Genomic DNA, 17,182 nt, shown 5'->3' with positions numbered 1-17,182 from the left:
GATCTTTTTTATCCTTATTACGTCAGCATTATAAGTACCACCCAACCACCTTACCTACAACCCCTTCTCCACCGCAACCAACACCCCAAGCAGCACAAGCCCGGCCCCTACAAGTATCCAGTCCTCCTTAGCAAACTTGATAGGTTCTTTGATAGAACCTCCCAGCCTCCGCATCTTATACCCCCTAGCTTCCAAAGCCAGAGACAGATCTTCTGTATGCTTCATCATGGCAAGCAGAAGCGGGATCATAAATACCGGAACATCGCGCATGCGGAGTGTTCCTTGTTTTGCGGCAGATTTTCCACGAGCTTTTACAATCAACGACATCCGTTCTATCTCCTTAGCTATGAGCGGGATGAACCGCAGCAGCAAGGAAGCGGAGAAGGTAAACACAGAAACAGGAATCCGAAACCGTTCCAGAAAAGAGAGTCCTTGCTCTAAACCATGCTGCATCATGGATGGAGTGGTGCTGGAGGCAAAGGCGACTCCAGTCATCAACACAAGGAAAAAGACAACCAATTGGCGGATCGTACCGGAAGCGGCAGCAAACGAGAAAGAAATGCTCTGCCATTGCCACCACGCATCAGCAACAGAAATCTGTAAGCCAGAGATAATACCAGAGATTAGAATAAAGAGGGCAAATGCTTTTCCGGCTTTATATAAACTTTGCAGGGAAACACGAGCAACCTTCACGATACCCAGCGCCAGAAGAAGTGAAGCTAGGACGCCTATCCAATGGCTTTGAATAAGCATTCCCGTAGACACAGCTACATAGAAAACCCATTTTGCGATCGGATGAAGCTTATGGACTCCCTGAACTTCTGATGTTTGGGTTTCGACCGTTGGAGTTAGCTTTTTTTGAAAGTTGTCCGAACGATCGTCGACCCCATCAACAAGCAAGGCTGGCTCGTTAATGACATGCCCTACTGCAGCTTCAGCGTACGGCTTGCTCAAGCTTTGTAAAATGGCATCAGCGGTTTCCTCTGCGGTGAATGGTCTTTCCTCACTGATATTTATTCCTACCGCTCTTAATCTCATGGCAATTTGCATTGAAGTGGGTAATCCTACATGAGCCCGAATTAGCAGAGCAGGGTCCGCATATAGCTCCTTCGGTTCCAAAACCGCATCAACGGCCCCGCGGCGTATAATGATCACTTGATCGGCTATGGGGAGAAACGTATCGAGGTCATGACTAACGACAATGACCCCTCCGTCACTTTTATCCCTTTGATTTCGAATCGCATCCAACATTGGGCCAATACTTTGAGGATCGATACCTGCAGTCGGCTCATCAAGCAGCAGCCATGCCGGCTTGACAGCCAACGTTGTTGCCAATGCGGCTTTCCTTTTCCATCCATCCGACAGAGTAAAGACAGATTCACTCAGAATCGATTCGGGCAGATCTAATTGCTTTAAGACAACAAGGATTCTGTGCTTCTCATCCTCTTTCGTAAGTCGTAAATGCCGCAGCGAATAAGAGAATTCTTTCATCACACTATCTGCAAATAGCTGCCGCTCAGGGTATTGAAATACAAGTCCTGTCTGAAGAAGTGCGTTACGGTTCAATTTGTTTCCAACCCATAACGGGTTGTCATCATACGTTATGGAACCCGATTCCAAAGGAAGCAATCCCGCTAATGCATTCAGCAGCGTCGTTTTTCCCGACCCCGTTTGCCCGACAATGAGTGTAACGGTTCCTTTACGGAATTGGTGGTTGAAATGAGAGAGTATCGGTTTCCGATCCAACTTAGGCGATAATATTGTAGCATCTACGAGTTGTATTGACATAGTTCCTCCACAGCATCGCTCAGTTCTTCTGGAGAAAGCGGCTTGGACTTTAGCACGCAGCCTTGTCTCATCAACCGCTGAGCCACTTGAACAACATAAGGCATTGTAAAGCCAAGACGCTCACAAGGGCTCACTTCACTTTCCGAGAAGCTCTTGTCCGAGTCATCGATCGCTCTCCCATAAAAAAAATCCCTGCTGGACCCATCAAAAGCGACTCGCCCCTCCTCCAACGCGATAACACGATCCGTTCCTGTCAGTTCGTCAAGCAGCTGAGTAATCCATATTATGGTGCTGCCGTCGGCATGAAGCTGATGCGCAAGATCGAGGATGGTCTTCCTGGACATTGGATCAAGCATAGATGTCGTTTCGTCAAAAATATAAACGGAGGGACTCACAGCCAGACACCCGGCTATGGCGAGCAGCTGCTTTTGTCCTCCGGATAAGGAAGAGGCTGGAGTATGCGCAAGAGAAGTAAGCCCAACCTTACTCAACGCCTTCATAGCTAGTTGCTCCAATGCTGGTTCGATCACTCCATAGTTTACTAGACCAAAGCATACATCTTCATATACGGTTTCTCCGATGATGGAAGTATCCGGATTTTGAAAAACGAGCTGAACCGCAGGATTTCCATGATAGGAAGTAGTTAAGCTGCCCTCAGAAACCGGATGAAGTCCTGCCAGTACTTTGGCTAACGTGCTTTTCCCGCTGCCGTTTGTCCCGACAAAGGTCACCCATTCCCTGGAATGAATCTCGATATGTATGTCATGAAGGACAGTCTTCACTGTATCTTGAAAAGGAATGGCGCAGGATACATGATGAAGCGAAAAGATCACCGGTGTGTTCATATTAAATAACTCTTTTCTAACCGAAAGGTTTGTGCTAGAATTCAATTGTCAACTTGGTTCGTCATACATAGGTTAACAAATAAAAGGAGCGGTTGCAATGAAAAATGTTATAACCACAAGAGGGATGGCTTTCAGCGCCCTATTCGGCGCGTTATTGGTCGTATCGAGTTACTTGAATATTCACTTGGGCTTTACCCCGATTCCTATTTCGTTGGAAAATCTGGTCGTTATGCTGACGGGAGCTATTCTCGGCCCGCTATATGGATTTATTAGCGTAGCGCTCGTTGTCATTCTCACTTTGCTTGGGATTCCTTTGCTGCACGGGAGTGGGGGCTTCGCCTTGCTGCTTGGACCGACAGGAGGATTTATTTGGGCTTATCCATTTGCCGCACTATTGATCGGGTTGCTGGTTAAACGAGTTAAAGGACGCGGTCCGCTGACATTTGTTTTTACCTTTCTGATCTTGGAGCTGATCGGCTCGCTGTTTCTTTACCTGCCTGGGGTTCCGTGGCTGGCTCATAAAGCAGGTGTATCTTTGCAAAAAGCAATGGTTATGGGCTGCTATCCTTATTTGCCTGGAGATGCGGTGAAAGCTGCCTTAGCGGCAATTATTCTTGTTCCCATACGGCAGGTTTTTCCTACATCTAGAATCGTTGGTACGAAACAAGGAATGACTTCAGCAAAATAATAAAACGGCGCTTCGCAATATGCGGGGCGCCGTTTTATTTAAAAAGTTTCGGGGCTCCCTGCAAAGTACCTGAATCGTCTTCGAGGCCAAGGCACCACTTTGTGTTTTTTTATTTCAATACTTAGACCGTAATCAACTGTACGCCTGAATCTCTGAATAGCTTCATTTGAGATTCGGAAGCTTCAGAGCCGGTAATGAAGGTGTGCACGCTGTTTATTGGCGCTACTGTGTGCAAAGAAACCTTGCCTATTTTCGTATCGTCGGCTACAACAATGATTTCTTGGGCTGATTTAATCATACCTTGCTTAGTCGGGACTAGTTGAGCTTCAGGATGGGTCAAGCCATGGACAGGGTGAATGGCAGGAGTACCAATAAACGCCTTTTGCACATGGAGGCTCTGTAACAGTGCATCGGTATACATTCCGTTAAGCATAAAGCTGGAATGATAAAGCGTTCCCCCAGTCACAATGACATTAATGCCCGGCGAATCACGCAGCTCGGCAGCTACATTGATATCGTTGGTAACGACAGTAATGTTCGTTCGATTGATCAAATGGCGAGCAATGTGAATTGTGGTCGTACCGGAATCAATAATAACGTGATCCCCATCTTCAATTAAGGAAGCCGCTTTTTTCCCGATGCGGGCCTTCTGATCCACTTGATCGCTGACGCGTTCTGAGAAAGAAGGCTCTATATTGGCGCCCTTATCGACGATAACTCCACCGTGGGTCCTCTTCAGAAGCCCTTCCTGCTCTATTTCCGCCAAATCACGCCGTATGGTGGCCTCGTGCACCTGGAATTCTTTGGCCAAATCCGTTACCGTAGCCACATGCTGATGTTTCACAAGCTCGATGATGCGCAACTTACGCTCAGCTGCTAACAAGAATAACACCTCCAATATCGTAATCCGTTTCGCGAAAATGTTCATTTATATCATTATACATTTTTTTAGATTGTTTGCATGATTTTAGATTATGAAGAAAAATGGCTTGTGTCAAGAAAATCTTAACATTTTTTGCATTGACATAAAAATATCCGTTTAAGTAAAATGAATACAAATAAACATAAATAAACGTATTTTTGTTTGTAAATGAACATTGTGTAAAGGAGGGAATACCAACTTAAGCATTGGCAAAAGCATCAGGGGCGAGACATCCAAGTGCGGTATTAACGAAATACAGTGAACAAGAGCAATACACTATTTTCGTGGGGGCGCTGATATGGGGAATAATAGATCCGTTTCTTTGATTGCTTTAACAGCAATAGCAGGGGGAGTACTGCTTGCAGGATGCAGCACCACAAGGGATGTCAAGCCAAGCGCCGATCCGGCAAAGCCTGTCGTTGAAGAGCTGTACAACAATGAACCGGTTACACTGAGGTTTTACTCGCATAATGCGGGAATCCTTAGTGATGCCGATCTGGAAGAGCTTGTAGGTAAACCAGTCCGAGCCAAATATCCGAACATTACGGTAGAACTGATCAAAGGAACGAATTTGGATAAAATGCTAGCTGCGGGTGAAGTACCGGACATTATTGCGACGAGCAATTATTATTTGCATGATGTTCTTCAAATGGGGCTCGGCAGCGACTTGAACGAATTTGTGAAAAGCCAGCGGATCGATATGAATCGATTTGAACCTGAAGCTGTCAATGTGATGAAGGGCTTCGGCAAAAAGGGCGAGCTCTATGGCATCCCCTATGCCATGAACTACGGTGTTCTGGCGTATAACAAAGATATTTTTGATAAATATGGTGTTCCTTATCCCAAGGACGGGATGACCTGGAACCAAATTATAGATCTAGCCCGCAAGGTAACCCGTGTAGATCAAGGTAACCAGTACATAGGGCTGGATATGGGAGACCCCCAAACCTTAACCCGCGCTTATTCACTCCCTGTTGTAGACGAGAAACAAGAGAAGGCTGCACTAACATCGGATGGCTATAAAAAAGTGTTTGGCTTATACCAGCAGCTATACGAAATCCCGGGTATCGTTGATTCAAAGAAAAAGTATACGTACGGCATCGATGCATTTCTGAAGGAGCAGAAGGTAGCTATGTTTCCTTACTGGATTTCGGCTTTGACCGCTCGTTTGCCGCAGTTGAAGGAACCGGGCAAGGATTTCAATTGGGATGTCGTCTCATTCCCCTCTATAGATGACCGCCCCGGTCTAGGAAGAGAAATCGATTTTCATCTCGCCATGGTTCCACCGAACACCCCGCATCAGAAGGCTGCTTACGCGGTTATTCAAAGTATGATCAGTGATGCGGCGCAAACGACAATGAACAAATCGGGTAGCCGCTTGTCCATACTCAAAGATCCGGCCATTCGCAATCAGTTTGCTTCAGATGCTAAGCTGTATGATGGGAAAAACCTGCTGGGTATTTTTGCAGTGAAGCCAGCTCCATTGCCTGAGGCTACAGCTTACGATGTGAAGTCATACGGGTTTTTAAAAGAAGGGATCAAATCGATGGTCAACGACGGCAAAGATATTAACACGGCGTTAAGAGAATCCAATGATAAAGCGGATAAGTATATCCAGGAAATGAAGGCAGCCAAATAACAGAATAGCAAAATAAGGACTGTTCCATAATGGGAGGAGTCCTTTTTTCTATACCTTATGTAGAGGCGGAGGTAAGAGAGTCGATGGAGAAAAAATTTGCAAAACGTGGAAAAAGGTTATTGACAAACCGACGGTCGGTATCTATTATATGAGTATCAATTAACTGATGGTCGGTGATGGAGAGGAAACCAGTGCCCTTTGAATGAAAGAATGGATTGTGTAAGCAGTTAGATAATATTTTAGAGGAGGATACTATTTTATGTCACGTGTGTTTCGCGGAATTATAGTTACGTTGCTCATTAACGGAGCGGTTCCTTATATTTTGTACGTCTGGTTGTCTCATTATATGTCCAGCTTTGCTGCCTTATCCATTGCAACTGTCGTACCCATGGCCGATAATCTCATTCATTTGGCTAGGCATAAGAAGCTGGACGTGTTTGGAGGCATGATGCTATTCACCTTTTTGCTCGGGATCGGTCTTATTTTGTTAGGGGGCGACGAGAGGCTGCTGCTTATTCGAGAATCATTCATAACCGCTGCCGTAGGATTACTATTCTTGATATCCCTTATGTTCAAGAAGCCTTTGATCTATCACCTTGCGATACGTTTTACAGTAAAGGACAATGTGGATGAGAAGTCGACCTTCGCCACTAATTGGGATTATTCGTACTTTCGCTTTGTCGTACGACTGATGACGGCCGTATGGGGTGGCATGCTGCTAGTAGAGGCGGGGATTCGTATCATCCTTGTATATGAATTGACTACAGCTCAATTTTTGGCGGTCTCAAACCTTGTTTTTTACGGCTTCATCGGCATTACGATCTTATGGACCGCGCTGTATCGAAGACGTTCCAAAGCCCGTTTGCTGGAAATCAAATCAAGCAAGACTGTATAATCGTTATGGAGGGTGAGAGATATGCCGAATACAGATCAAGACATGAGTATTGTGCGAGCCGACTATACAGAGCTAGAAGCGGTAACGGAGCTGTATGCTGCAATAACGCGTGATATGCGGGAAAGAAACATCGATCAGTGGGACGAATATTATCCGACTATAGCGGTGTTTCAGAACGATCTTCATAACAAGCAAATGTATGGGATTCAAAAGGAAGGTCAGTGGATCGGTGCAGTGGTGGTGAATGAAGCGCAAGATACGGAGTTCGAGGGTCTGTCTTGGCAGGATCAATCTGGCAAAGCCGTGGTGATACACCGTTTGGCCGTCCATCCGGATTACCAAGGTCAAGGCATCGGCAAAAAGCTGCTCCAGTTTGCAGAAATGGAAGCCGCAGCGCATCCTTACACAAGTATTCGGCTTGATGCTTACTCAGCTAATCTCGCGGCTATTGGGATGTATGAAAAAGCGGGCTATACCAAGGTCGGAGAGGTGCGGTATCCATTTCACAATCATCCATTTTATGTATATGAAAAAATCATTTCCAAGGAGCTTCGCCCTTAATAGGCGAGGCTCTTTTTTCTGCTGACGATGCTTCTGTAAAGCAATCATTAATAATATTAATTGATGTCATGATGCGGTAAAGGAAGATATGGTACAATGTGAGAGCCGGGGAAGGATGCGCTTACATTTGAAAAAAGTCCTAATACAAGTGCATATCTATGACCTGAAGCAGCTTATCAAGTTGGAATCCGATTGAATTGGGGGGATCTCGATTGATGGTGAAAAGCGACGCTGTACGTGCCAAGGGAAGACACCGTCTTTTTGCGCGTCTTCTAATTCCATATCTTGTCTTTCTTATGCTTGCCATGATGATCGGCTGGATGATTTATCAGAAGACGATCGTTTTGATAGAGAAAGAAGCTACGGAGAGTCATATGAACCTGCTAGAGCAGAGTAAGGATGTGTTGGATCGAAGGCTGGAGGAGCTGGCTTCCATTACCCAACAGCTGGCGGCAGATACACGAATCATTCAGTTTCAACCGGTAACCAACCCTTTTAACGGAACGAATACATACCGAATTATGGATATGAATAAAAGCTTGTACGATTACAAGCTGTCCAACAACTTTGTCTTCAATTATTACGTTCTGTTCAAAAACAGCGAGATGGTATTCTCTCCAGGAGCCAGTTACTCTTATGAGCATTTTTTTCAGCGGGTTGCGAATTTCAACCAGATGGATTCCCGAGCTTGGTCAACCCTAATTGCGAATCAATTTCACACCCGGCATATGCTGCCTGCGCAGAGTGTAATGATGGAAGGGCTGCCTTATTCGATGCTGACCTATCTCCAGTCCATCGGCTACCCGGGTAATCCCCAGGGGGTTATCGCTGTAATGATTGATCAGAAGGAAATACAGAAGCTGTTTCAAGGGCTTCATATTTCGGATGGTGGCTGGGCTTATATATTGGATAATGAGGGGAAGATCATCAGCTCCTTGTCTCCTGGAATGGAGTTGGATAAAGTACCTTTTGAAACTAAGCGGCTTATCGGCTCCAAAGGTGTCATAGAACAGGAGCTGGATTCCAAACCCATGATGGTCACTTATACCAAATCCAGCTATAACGGCTGGACTTACTTAGTTGGGCAGCCAACGGCAGTGGTATTAGGTAAGGTTCGATATATCCAAAAAATTATTTTCACTTTCGCTTGCATCTTCCTGATAGCGGGCATATTCGTCGCCTATTTGTTAGCTTATCGTAACAGTCGGCCTCTAAGGAACATTGTGAATATGATCATGGAAAAAACAGATGCACTCTCGCAGCAGCGAGATGCCATTGGCTTTATAGGTGAGACGGTAAGCGGGCTGTTTCAAAACAATCATCGATTGCAATCGGAGATCGAACAGCAGGTTCCCTTGCTTAGAGCCGCCTATTTTCAAAGGCTTCTTAACGGACAATTCGTTTCGTCTCGCGATGCAGATGTGCTGCTGAAGCATGTGGGACTGGACTTGCAAGGCATGTCCTATCTAGTGACCATCGTTCATTTGCGAGGCTTTGATAATGGCTACAGCAGTGACCTGCTTGAGGAGCTCGATATGAAACGGGTATTGGCAAAAGAGATGCTGCGAAGGGCGCTGGATTATGATGGCTTCGTCTATGATATAGCTGATGATCAATTTGCTGTGCTTTTTATTTATAAGGCGGATCAAGTTGACTCTTATAAAGCGCTTGTTGAGCAAAAGCTGAAGGAAACGAGAGCGACAATCAACAACCAGCTCAAGCTGGTGTCTGTCTATGGCATGGGCAGTGTATGTGACAGTCTCACGGGGATATCCAGATCCTATGAACAGGCGCGCGAAGCGTTAAATGCGCAAATATGGAACAACAAGGAAGGCGGGCTCTGGTATGACGAGCTTCCTACCGATAGGAACCATTACTATTTTCCCCAGGATGTCGAGACTCGCCTGATTCATTTGGCTAAAGCAGGGGATCAGACCGAGGTCGAGCATCTGCTGGATGAGCTGTATCGCGAAAACTTCGAACAACGGCATCTTTCGATGTCTGTTATGAAGCTGTTTCTGTTTGAAATGTGGGGCTGCCTGGTCAAGCTGCTGCCGCAGATGGAACTGGATCAACAGACCGTATACAGTCGAATGGCCGTACTGAATGGCAGCAATGATTCGTACGACAGCATGCGCAAAAATTATGAATCGGTTCGAGATACCTTTCAATGGGTTTGTGAAATTGCGAACGAGAATAAGAAAAGCCAAAATGTTGAGCTGATTGAAACGATCATTGCTTTGCTTCAAATCTCTTATATGGACAGTGAGCTGTGTCTAGACAAGGTAGCTGATCAGATTCGGATATCCAAAGTGTATTTATCGCAATTTTTCAAAGAGCAAACCGGAATTAATTTTTCCGATTATTTGGAAAGCTTGCGTATGGAGCAAGCTAAAGTGCTGCTTCAATCGTCGGGTAAGACGGTAAACGAGATTTCAGAGTATGTGGGCTACAGCTCCTCCAATACATTCTGCAGAGCGTTCAAGCGGCTGCATGGGGTAAGTCCTACGGTTTATAAGAAGCTGAATACGCAAAAATACGGCTGAATAAGCCGTTTTCTTTATTTTTGCACAAAAAATAACGAGGTGCACAACCGATATCCTAACTTTTGCATAACATTTTAAGTCTTTCTTCTTACGCTTTTACGGTCATTCCCTTTATGATGAACTCATTCACATGAAAGGAGTTGAACGTATGATGAAAGCGGTTGCGCCGGCGAAGGCGGAAACTAACAGTATTATGAAGACAAGAAGCCAGCCGTTTTCCCGATGGAAGCAGATGAAACGCAGCTGGCAATTGTACGCCTTGCTTATATTGCCGGTTGTCTACGTCCTTGTATTCAAATATTATCCGATGTATGGAGCGCAGATCGCGTTTAAGGATTATATTGCATCCAAGGGAATTACGGGAAGCGAGTGGGTGGGCTTCAAACACTTTATCCGTTTTTTCAATTCGTATGAGTTTGGAAAGCTGATGAAGAACACGTTGATTATCAGCGTATACAGTTTGCTTGCCGGTATCCCGTTTCCAATCATTCTGGCTTTATCCTTAAATTATGTAAAAAACCAGTTTTTCAAAAAAACAGTACAAATGATTACTTACGCGCCGCATTTTATTTCTGTGGTCGTTATGGTAGGGATCATCCTGGAGCTGCTGGAGCCCCGTAAAGGGCTTGTGAATTTGCTGCTGGTCCAATTAGGCTTTGAACCTATTAATTTCATGGCGATTCCAGAATATTTCAGCTCCATCTATGTTTGGTCCGGCATTTGGCAGAACGTTGGTTTTTCCTGCATCATTTATTTAGCTGCCCTTGCTGGAGTAGACCCGGCTCAACATGAAGCGGCTGTAATTGATGGTGCCAACAAATTTCAACGTATGCTCCATATCGATCTTCCAAGTATTATTCCGGTCATGATTATTTTGCTTATCCTGAACACCGGTAATATTCTGGATCTTGGCTTTGAGAAGGTGCTGCTGATGCAAAATTCCTTGAACGCGCGGACCTCCGAAGTTATTGATACGTTCGTGTATAAGGTCGGTCTTGCTTCCCAGGCCATGAATTACTCTTACTCTACGGCTATTAATCTGTTCAAATCGGTTGTTGGTTTGATTCTGCTGGTAACGGTTAATTCCATCGCCAGAAGAACGAAGCAGGAGAGCCTATGGTAGCACCGAAGAGGGGAGGAAGCCGAGATGGAGTACGTCAATATTAAAGAAGGCAGAACAGATCGTTGGTTTAACATCATCAATTATGTCGTCCTTATGTTATTTCTCATCACGGTGCTGTATCCGCTAGTATTTATTGTAAGCGCATCCTTCAGCAGTCCGAATGCGGTGACCTCAGGACGTGTCTGGCTGTGGCCTGTTGAGCCGAGCCTGGAAGGCTATGCTGCGGTGTTCAAGCACAAGCTCATTTGGAGCTCGTTTCGAAATTCCGTATTTTATACGGTTGCTGGGACATTGATTAATGTCGTCTTGACGGTTATGGCTGCCTATCCATTGGCGCGAAGAGATTTGTTCGGTAAAAATGCCTTTATGCTTTTGTTCGTATTTACAACGATTTTTTCCGGAGGACTGATACCAAGCTATATTCTGGTGAAAGACTTAGGCATGCTAAATACGGTATGGGCGATGATTTTGCCTAGTGCCATGAGCGTGTTCAACGTCATTATTGCTCGTACTTATTTTAAGACAACAATACCGGATGAATTGCTGGAAGCTGCCCAATTGGATGGCTGTAACGATTTCAAGTTCGTATGGCGAATCGTAATCCCGTTGTCCGGTCCTATCATTGCCGTCATTATGCTTTATTCAGCCGTCGGCTATTGGAATCAATATTTCAATGCTTTGATTTATTTAAAACAGCCTTCCTTGTATCCGCTTCAGCTCGTGCTAAGGGAAATTCTAGTACAAAATGAGGTTGATGTAAGCATGCTAGCCAGTTTGGAAGATCAGGCGAGCCGTGAAGGCTTGCGATCGTTGCTGAAATATTCGCTCATTGTCGTATCCTCGTTACCACTGCTTGCCGTATATCCGTTTGTGCAGAAGCATTTCGTTAAGGGTGTCATGATCGGTTCTTTAAAAGGATAGAACGAAGAAGTCTATAGTCTATTGGATGGGCAAAATTAGAAGGGGGTTTTACAAATGCAGAGGAAAAAATGGCTTCCGGTGAGCTTAGGCTTGGCATTGGCAACAACAGCGGTATTAAGCGGATGCGCGGATAAGGGAGATTCTAAGGAGGCTTCTGGAAAGACTCAGCAGGTGACGGTGAGTCCAGCTGGACAACTGCCGATCACTAATGAGAAGACGACGATAAAGGTACTTGTGAAAGGAAGTCCGTTCGTAGAGGATTTCTCCAAAAATGAATTTACCAAGTTTCTGGAAGAGAAGACAAACATTCATATCGAATGGGACGTTGCTCCAGAGAAATCGGCGACAGAGAAGCTGAATCTTGTGCTCGGAAGCGGCGATTTGCCCGATGTTATTATGGGCTTTGGTGTCTCGCCAACTCAACAGCTGATCTACGGAAGTCAAGGCGATTTCCTTGATCTTACTCCTTATATCGAGAAGTATGGTGTGGAGACCAAGAAAATGTTCGACAAGGTTCCAGGAGTCAAAGAGGCCATTACAGCCCCAGGAGGCAAAATTTATGCTCTTCCTATGGTCAATGAATGCTTCCATTGCTCGATGTCGCAAAAGCTGTGGATCTATAAACCATGGCTGGATAAATTGGGACTGGCAGTGCCTAAGACGACCGATGAGCTGTACGAAGTGCTGAAAGCCTTCAAGACCAAGGATCCTAACGGCAACGGAAAGGCCGATGAAATTCCACTTGCAGGAGCGGCTGTAGGCCCGAACGTCAATATCGATTCATTCATTATGAACTCCTTTATATTAGATTCCAGTGCCAATGGAGTCGGACAAAACAACTGGAATCGTCTGTTTGTAAACAATGGGAAAGTGGACGTACCTTATAACAAACCGGAGTGGAAAGAAGGCTTGGCTTATTTGCACAAGCTGTATGCTGAAGGCTTGATTGCTCCTCAATCGTTTACCCAAGATAGGGATCAGGCTAGACAAATGGGAGAAAATCCAGATGTCAACATTTTGGGAGCAGAAATTGCGCAGCACAATGGGGTATTCACAACATTCAGCGGACCAAGCGGGAGATGGCTTGAAGTCGTGTCGGTTCCGCCTCTTAAAGGACCTAAGGGGACACAGATCACACCGCTTAACAATAGCGTAGGCCAAGGACGGTATATCATTACGAAAGCAAGTAAAAACCCGGAGGCTGCTTTCAGGCTTGCGGATCTGCTCTATAGTGAAGAGATGACGATGCGCGAAACGATTGGTCGCTTGGATGTAGAGTGGAAGTATGCCGATAAAGGCGAAGTAGGCATTAACGGCAAGCCAGCCATTTGGAAAAAAACCGACGTTGTCCTGCCAACCGTACAAAACGTAAGCTGGTCGCAAACGGCACCGACGCTTAGAACCAATGACTTCCGTCTCGGCCAGGTTGCCGATCCAAAAAATCCGCAAGAAACGATTCTGTACAATGAAACGAAGCAAAACTATGAGCCTTACAAACAGAATATGAATACGGTTCTGCCGCAAATGTTCTTTACTAATGAGCAGGCCATGGAACTCGCCGATCTCGAGAAAACCATTACAGACCACGTGCAGGAGATGATTGCGCGCTTTGTCATCGGGGATGCCAGCCTAGATAAAGATTGGGACGGTTACTTGAAAAATCTGCAAAATATGAATTTGAAGCGCTACTTGGAAATTTATCAAGCGGCCTATGATGCGAAGATGAAGAAATAGAACGTTTATGATTTATTTGAGGGTGAGATGGAAGGTTTCCTTGCCCGTGCGGCGATATTATCATTAATAATAAATTCTGATTCTGGAACCAACTGGAGCTTTGCTGACGCTTTCGCTATCTTGACCACAGTCCGAGCCTCTCGATAGGCTCGGACTTTTTTGAAGTTCAGGCTGAAACAGAAGTAATTTCTCCATATAAAAGTGTGTTTTGTCCATATTCGAACGTATGACTGCGTTATATAATGTTGGGTATATCTAACAACTGGAGGTAGCCATGAGCATAAGCTTTGATTCTGCAACGCAAACCTTTCATTTACAGGCTCGAAATGCAAGCTATATTATACAAATCATCAAGTCGAAATATATTGCACACGTACATTGGGGAAGTAAGGTGCGCGGTACCAATGTAGGAGGCTTATTGGCCAACCGCAAGCGCTGCTCGTTCTCTCCGTCAACGGATCCGAACGATCTTAGCTTGTCACTGGATACCCTGCCACAGGAGCTTCCTGCCTTCGGGGGAAGCGATTTCCGTGTTCCGGCCTACCAGGTTCAGCTGGAAAATGGCACAACCGTCAGCGAGCTTGTTTATGAGTCGCACCGCATTTACCCTGGCAAGCCGCAGCTTGAAGGGCTTCCAGCTACTTACGTTGAGCATGACGCGGAAGCGGACAGTCTTGATATCGTGTTGACGGACAAGCTCATTGGCTTGAAGGTGGTTCTTACATATACCGTTTTTCGCGATTGTAATGCGGTTGCCCGTTCTGTTCGCTATTACAATGAAAGCGGTGGGCCTATCAGACTGCTTCGGGCGCTCAGTATGGGCATTGATTTGCCACATCCGAATTTTGATATGCTTCATTTGTCAGGCTCTTGGGCGAGGGAACGGCACATTGAACGACGTCCTCTGACGACAGGAGGGGCAACCATTGAGAGCCGCCGTGGCTCGAGCAGTCACTCGCTCAATCCGTTTATAGCGCTGTTATCGAAAGATGCGGATGAGGATCGTGGTGAGGCTTATGGCTTCAGCCTGGTCTACAGCGGCAGCTTCCTGGCTCAGGCGGAAATTGATCCGTACAGCACCACGAGGGTCGTGATGGGAATTAATCCTTTTGACTTCACTTGGCTGCTCGAGCCGGGCGAATCGTTCCAGACTCCTGAGGCGGTGCTCGTATATTCTGCGGAAGGCCTAGGCGGAATGTCGCGCACTTATCATAAGCTGTATCGTACACGGCTATGCCGAGGTGAATTCCGCGATAAATCGAGACCAGTGCTCGTAAACAATTGGGAAGCGACTTATTTTAATTTCAACGCCAACACAATTGAAGAGATTGCCAAAGTCGGCCAAGAGCTTGGTTTGGAGCTGTTCGTGCTGGATGATGGCTGGTTCGGCAAACGTGATAATGATAAGAGCTCACTCGGCGATTGGTTCGTTGATGCGAAGAAGCTTCCTCAGGGCTTGGAAGACCTAGCTGCCCGGGTGAACAAACTAGATCTGCAGTTCGGGCTTTGGTTCGAACCGGAGATGGTATCGCCGGATAGTGAGCTGTACCGTGCCCATCCGGATTGGTGCTTGCATGTCCCGGATCGCAGACGTACGGAAGCGCGCCAGCAGCTTATCCTTGATTTCTCACGCAAGGATGTACAAGACTACATTGTCCAAGTTGTATCCGACATTTTGGCAAGCTGTCCAATAAGCTATGTCAAATGGGATATGAATCGCAATATGACGGAAATCGGCTCTGCATTGCTGCCTTCGGAGCGTCAAAGGGAGACTGCTCATCGTTACATGCTCGGTCTTTATGAGGTACTGGAGCGCATTACTTCCTCATTCCCACATATTTTGTTTGAAAGCTGCTCTGGAGGAGGAGGCCGCTTCGATCCCGGTATGCTTTACTATATGCCGCAAACTTGGACCAGCGACAACACGGATGCTGTGGAGCGCTTAAAGATCCAGTATGGAACAAGTATCGTTTATCCGATCAGCTCCATGGGCTCCCATGTATCTGCGGTACCGAACCATCAGGTTCACCGTGTCACACCTATCGAGATGCGCGGTCATGTTGCGATGTCGGGAAACTTTGGGTATGAGCTGGATTTAACCAAGTTTTCAGAGCAGGACAAGGAGATTGTGAAGCAGCAGGTTGTTGTATACAAAGAGTTAAGACCGTTGATCCAGTTCGGCGACTTTTACCGCCTGCTAAGTCCATTTGAGGGGAACGAGACGGCGTGGATGTTCGTATCCGAGGATCGTTCGTCAGCGCTGGTTGCTTACTTCCAGGTACTATCGAAGCCGAATGCGCCATTAGCTAAGCTGCGCTTAAAAGGTCTCGATCCTAATAAAGATTACCATGTGCTGGAAGATGGGATGTCGGAAGCTGAAGAGATTTTGTTTGGTGGGGACGAGTTGATGCACATAGGGCTTAATCTGCCTCAGTGGAAGGGTGACTTCCGTAGTCGCTTGTACCGCTTAACGGCACAATAATATACATGAATTGGAGGAATCGATATGAAAAAGTACCGTTTGTCTGATCTGCAGGATACGAGAGAAGGACACTTTTTACAAGGCATTTTACCAGGAGAGTATTTATCCTCTGGCGGTTTGGCTTTCGAGAAGCCGGGCTTCCGCACACATTCGAACGATGGTCCTGAAGGTAGAGACTACCATGTTCACAAGGATTGTGAAGTGTTCATTATTGCCCAAGGCAAAGGTGAAATGGAAGTGGATAAAGTATTTCATCCCGTCGTTACCGGTGATATCTTTGTTATCGAGCCAGGAGAGGATCATCATCTGATCTCCAGCAAGGAAGATCCTATCGTCACATTATGGGTTCACGCTGGACCGGCTCGCCATAAAAATCAATTGGAAGAACAGCAGGCTTAATCTGTCCCAATCATTCTGCCTACTATTGAAAAAAAAGTCCTCATATCTTTCGCCGTTGCTGCGGAAGAATGAGGGCTTTTTGCTGCTGCGTTTAACCTGACGCTTATCGCGATATAGGATTCAACTCTCTGTCTAACGATTCAAAGCTTTAAGCAAACCGCTGACCATACCGGAGTGAGTGCTTTCATGCATAATATGGAAGGGAAGGAGCTCGTCGATCGACTCCGCTTTCATAAAGTTCTCTTTCGCCAAACCCTGAGACAGCTTTCCGGATAAGACGGATTGAATACGGCTTGGCTGTTCCTTCAACTGCTCAATGATTGTTTCCCAGGCAGGTGGTTCTTCGGTCCAATCAGCAGGTTTAGTTCCATTACCGAAGAAAGAGCGGTACGATGCTGGGCATTCCGTAGGATGTCCCGAGATACTGAAGACCAATCCGTCCGTCACCGTAAGGACATGCCCCATCTGCCATAGGATATTGTTATTGAAGCCTTCGGGGACAACGGTTCTTTGATCTGCCGGGCACTGCTCCGCCTGTTTCAGAAGCTTATCTCTAGTTCTGGAAATTAATGAAAAAATAAACTCTTCTCTCATCTTCTTACCTCCAAATGGGTTCTGTTCATTCCATATTATACTATG

General features: G+C 45.9%; 14 protein-coding genes. 10 read left to right on the top strand and 4 right to left on the bottom strand.

What is annotated here, in order from left to right; translation table 11 throughout:
- Positions 1–54: 54 nt before the first annotated feature.
- The gene (locus QMA13_RS25295) at positions 55–1,788 is read right to left on the bottom strand and encodes an ATP-binding cassette domain-containing protein (protein WP_282936482.1); all 1,734 of its coding nucleotides are present in this window, start codon (positions 1,786–1,788) and stop codon (positions 55–57) included.
- A complete protein-coding gene (locus QMA13_RS25290) occupies positions 1,770–2,633 on the bottom strand; it encodes an energy-coupling factor ABC transporter ATP-binding protein (protein WP_282936481.1) in 864 nt (287 codons plus the stop codon). The genes QMA13_RS25295 and QMA13_RS25290 overlap by 19 nt, the downstream gene beginning before the upstream one ends.
- Before the next feature lie 97 nt (positions 2,634–2,730).
- On the opposite strand from QMA13_RS25290, the gene QMA13_RS25285 reads away from it, so the two are divergent.
- Entirely contained in the window at positions 2,731–3,321 is a 591-nt protein-coding gene (locus tag QMA13_RS25285; protein WP_282936480.1) for a biotin transporter BioY, read from the top strand.
- A gap of 121 nt (positions 3,322–3,442) precedes the next feature.
- Here QMA13_RS25285 and QMA13_RS25280 read toward each other — a convergent pair whose 3' ends face one another.
- Positions 3,443–4,204 (bottom strand): DeoR/GlpR family DNA-binding transcription regulator, encoded by a 762-nt coding sequence (locus tag QMA13_RS25280; RefSeq protein ID WP_282943548.1) that lies wholly within the window; start codon positions 4,202–4,204, stop codon positions 3,443–3,445.
- A gap of 337 nt (positions 4,205–4,541) precedes the next feature.
- Here QMA13_RS25280 and QMA13_RS25275 point away from each other — a divergent pair, with 337 nt between their 5' ends.
- The 9 genes from QMA13_RS25275 to QMA13_RS25235 all read left to right on the top strand — a co-directional run bounded on the left by QMA13_RS25275 (position 4,542) and on the right by QMA13_RS25235 (position 16,543).
- On the top strand, positions 4,542–5,882 hold the full coding sequence (locus QMA13_RS25275; RefSeq protein ID WP_282936479.1) for an ABC transporter substrate-binding protein: 1,341 nt from the start codon (positions 4,542–4,544) through the stop codon (positions 5,880–5,882).
- 259 nt (positions 5,883–6,141) lie between these two features.
- A complete protein-coding gene (locus tag QMA13_RS25270) occupies positions 6,142–6,777 on the top strand; it encodes a VC0807 family protein (RefSeq protein ID WP_282936478.1) in 636 nt (211 codons plus the stop codon).
- A 21-nt stretch (positions 6,778–6,798) separates the two neighbouring features.
- Complete coding sequence (locus QMA13_RS25265) at positions 6,799–7,338, top strand: GNAT family N-acetyltransferase (protein WP_282936477.1); 540 nt, start codon at positions 6,799–6,801, stop codon at positions 7,336–7,338.
- Between the two features lie 215 nt (positions 7,339–7,553).
- The gene (locus tag QMA13_RS25260) at positions 7,554–9,884 is read left to right on the top strand and encodes a helix-turn-helix domain-containing protein (RefSeq protein ID WP_282936476.1); all 2,331 of its coding nucleotides are present in this window, start codon (positions 7,554–7,556) and stop codon (positions 9,882–9,884) included.
- A gap of 151 nt (positions 9,885–10,035) precedes the next feature.
- The gene (locus tag QMA13_RS25255) at positions 10,036–11,007 is read left to right on the top strand and encodes an ABC transporter permease (protein WP_282943546.1); all 972 of its coding nucleotides are present in this window, start codon (positions 10,036–10,038) and stop codon (positions 11,005–11,007) included.
- 24 nt (positions 11,008–11,031) lie between these two features.
- Positions 11,032–11,928: a carbohydrate ABC transporter permease gene (locus QMA13_RS25250; protein WP_282936475.1), complete on the top strand. Its 897-nt coding sequence runs from the start codon at positions 11,032–11,034 to the stop codon at positions 11,926–11,928.
- Between the two features lie 54 nt (positions 11,929–11,982).
- Entirely contained in the window at positions 11,983–13,662 is a 1,680-nt protein-coding gene (locus tag QMA13_RS25245) for an ABC transporter substrate-binding protein (RefSeq protein ID WP_282936474.1), read from the top strand.
- 274 nt (positions 13,663–13,936) lie between these two features.
- A complete protein-coding gene (locus tag QMA13_RS25240) occupies positions 13,937–16,144 on the top strand; it encodes an alpha-galactosidase (RefSeq protein ID WP_282936473.1) in 2,208 nt (735 codons plus the stop codon).
- Between the two features lie 24 nt (positions 16,145–16,168).
- Positions 16,169–16,543: a cupin domain-containing protein gene (locus QMA13_RS25235; RefSeq protein ID WP_282936472.1), complete on the top strand. Its 375-nt coding sequence runs from the start codon at positions 16,169–16,171 to the stop codon at positions 16,541–16,543.
- A gap of 132 nt (positions 16,544–16,675) precedes the next feature.
- On the opposite strand, the gene QMA13_RS25230 is transcribed toward QMA13_RS25235, so the two are convergent.
- Complete coding sequence (locus QMA13_RS25230; RefSeq protein WP_282936471.1) at positions 16,676–17,137, bottom strand: DinB family protein; 462 nt, start codon at positions 17,135–17,137, stop codon at positions 16,676–16,678.
- Positions 17,138–17,182: the final 45 nt, after the last annotated feature.

The sequence above is a fragment of the Paenibacillus sp. RC67 genome (assembly GCF_030020805.1).
Lineage (GTDB): Bacteria > Bacillota > Bacilli > Paenibacillales > NBRC-103111 > Paenibacillus_S.
This window is presented reverse-complemented; position numbering and strand designations above follow the sequence as displayed.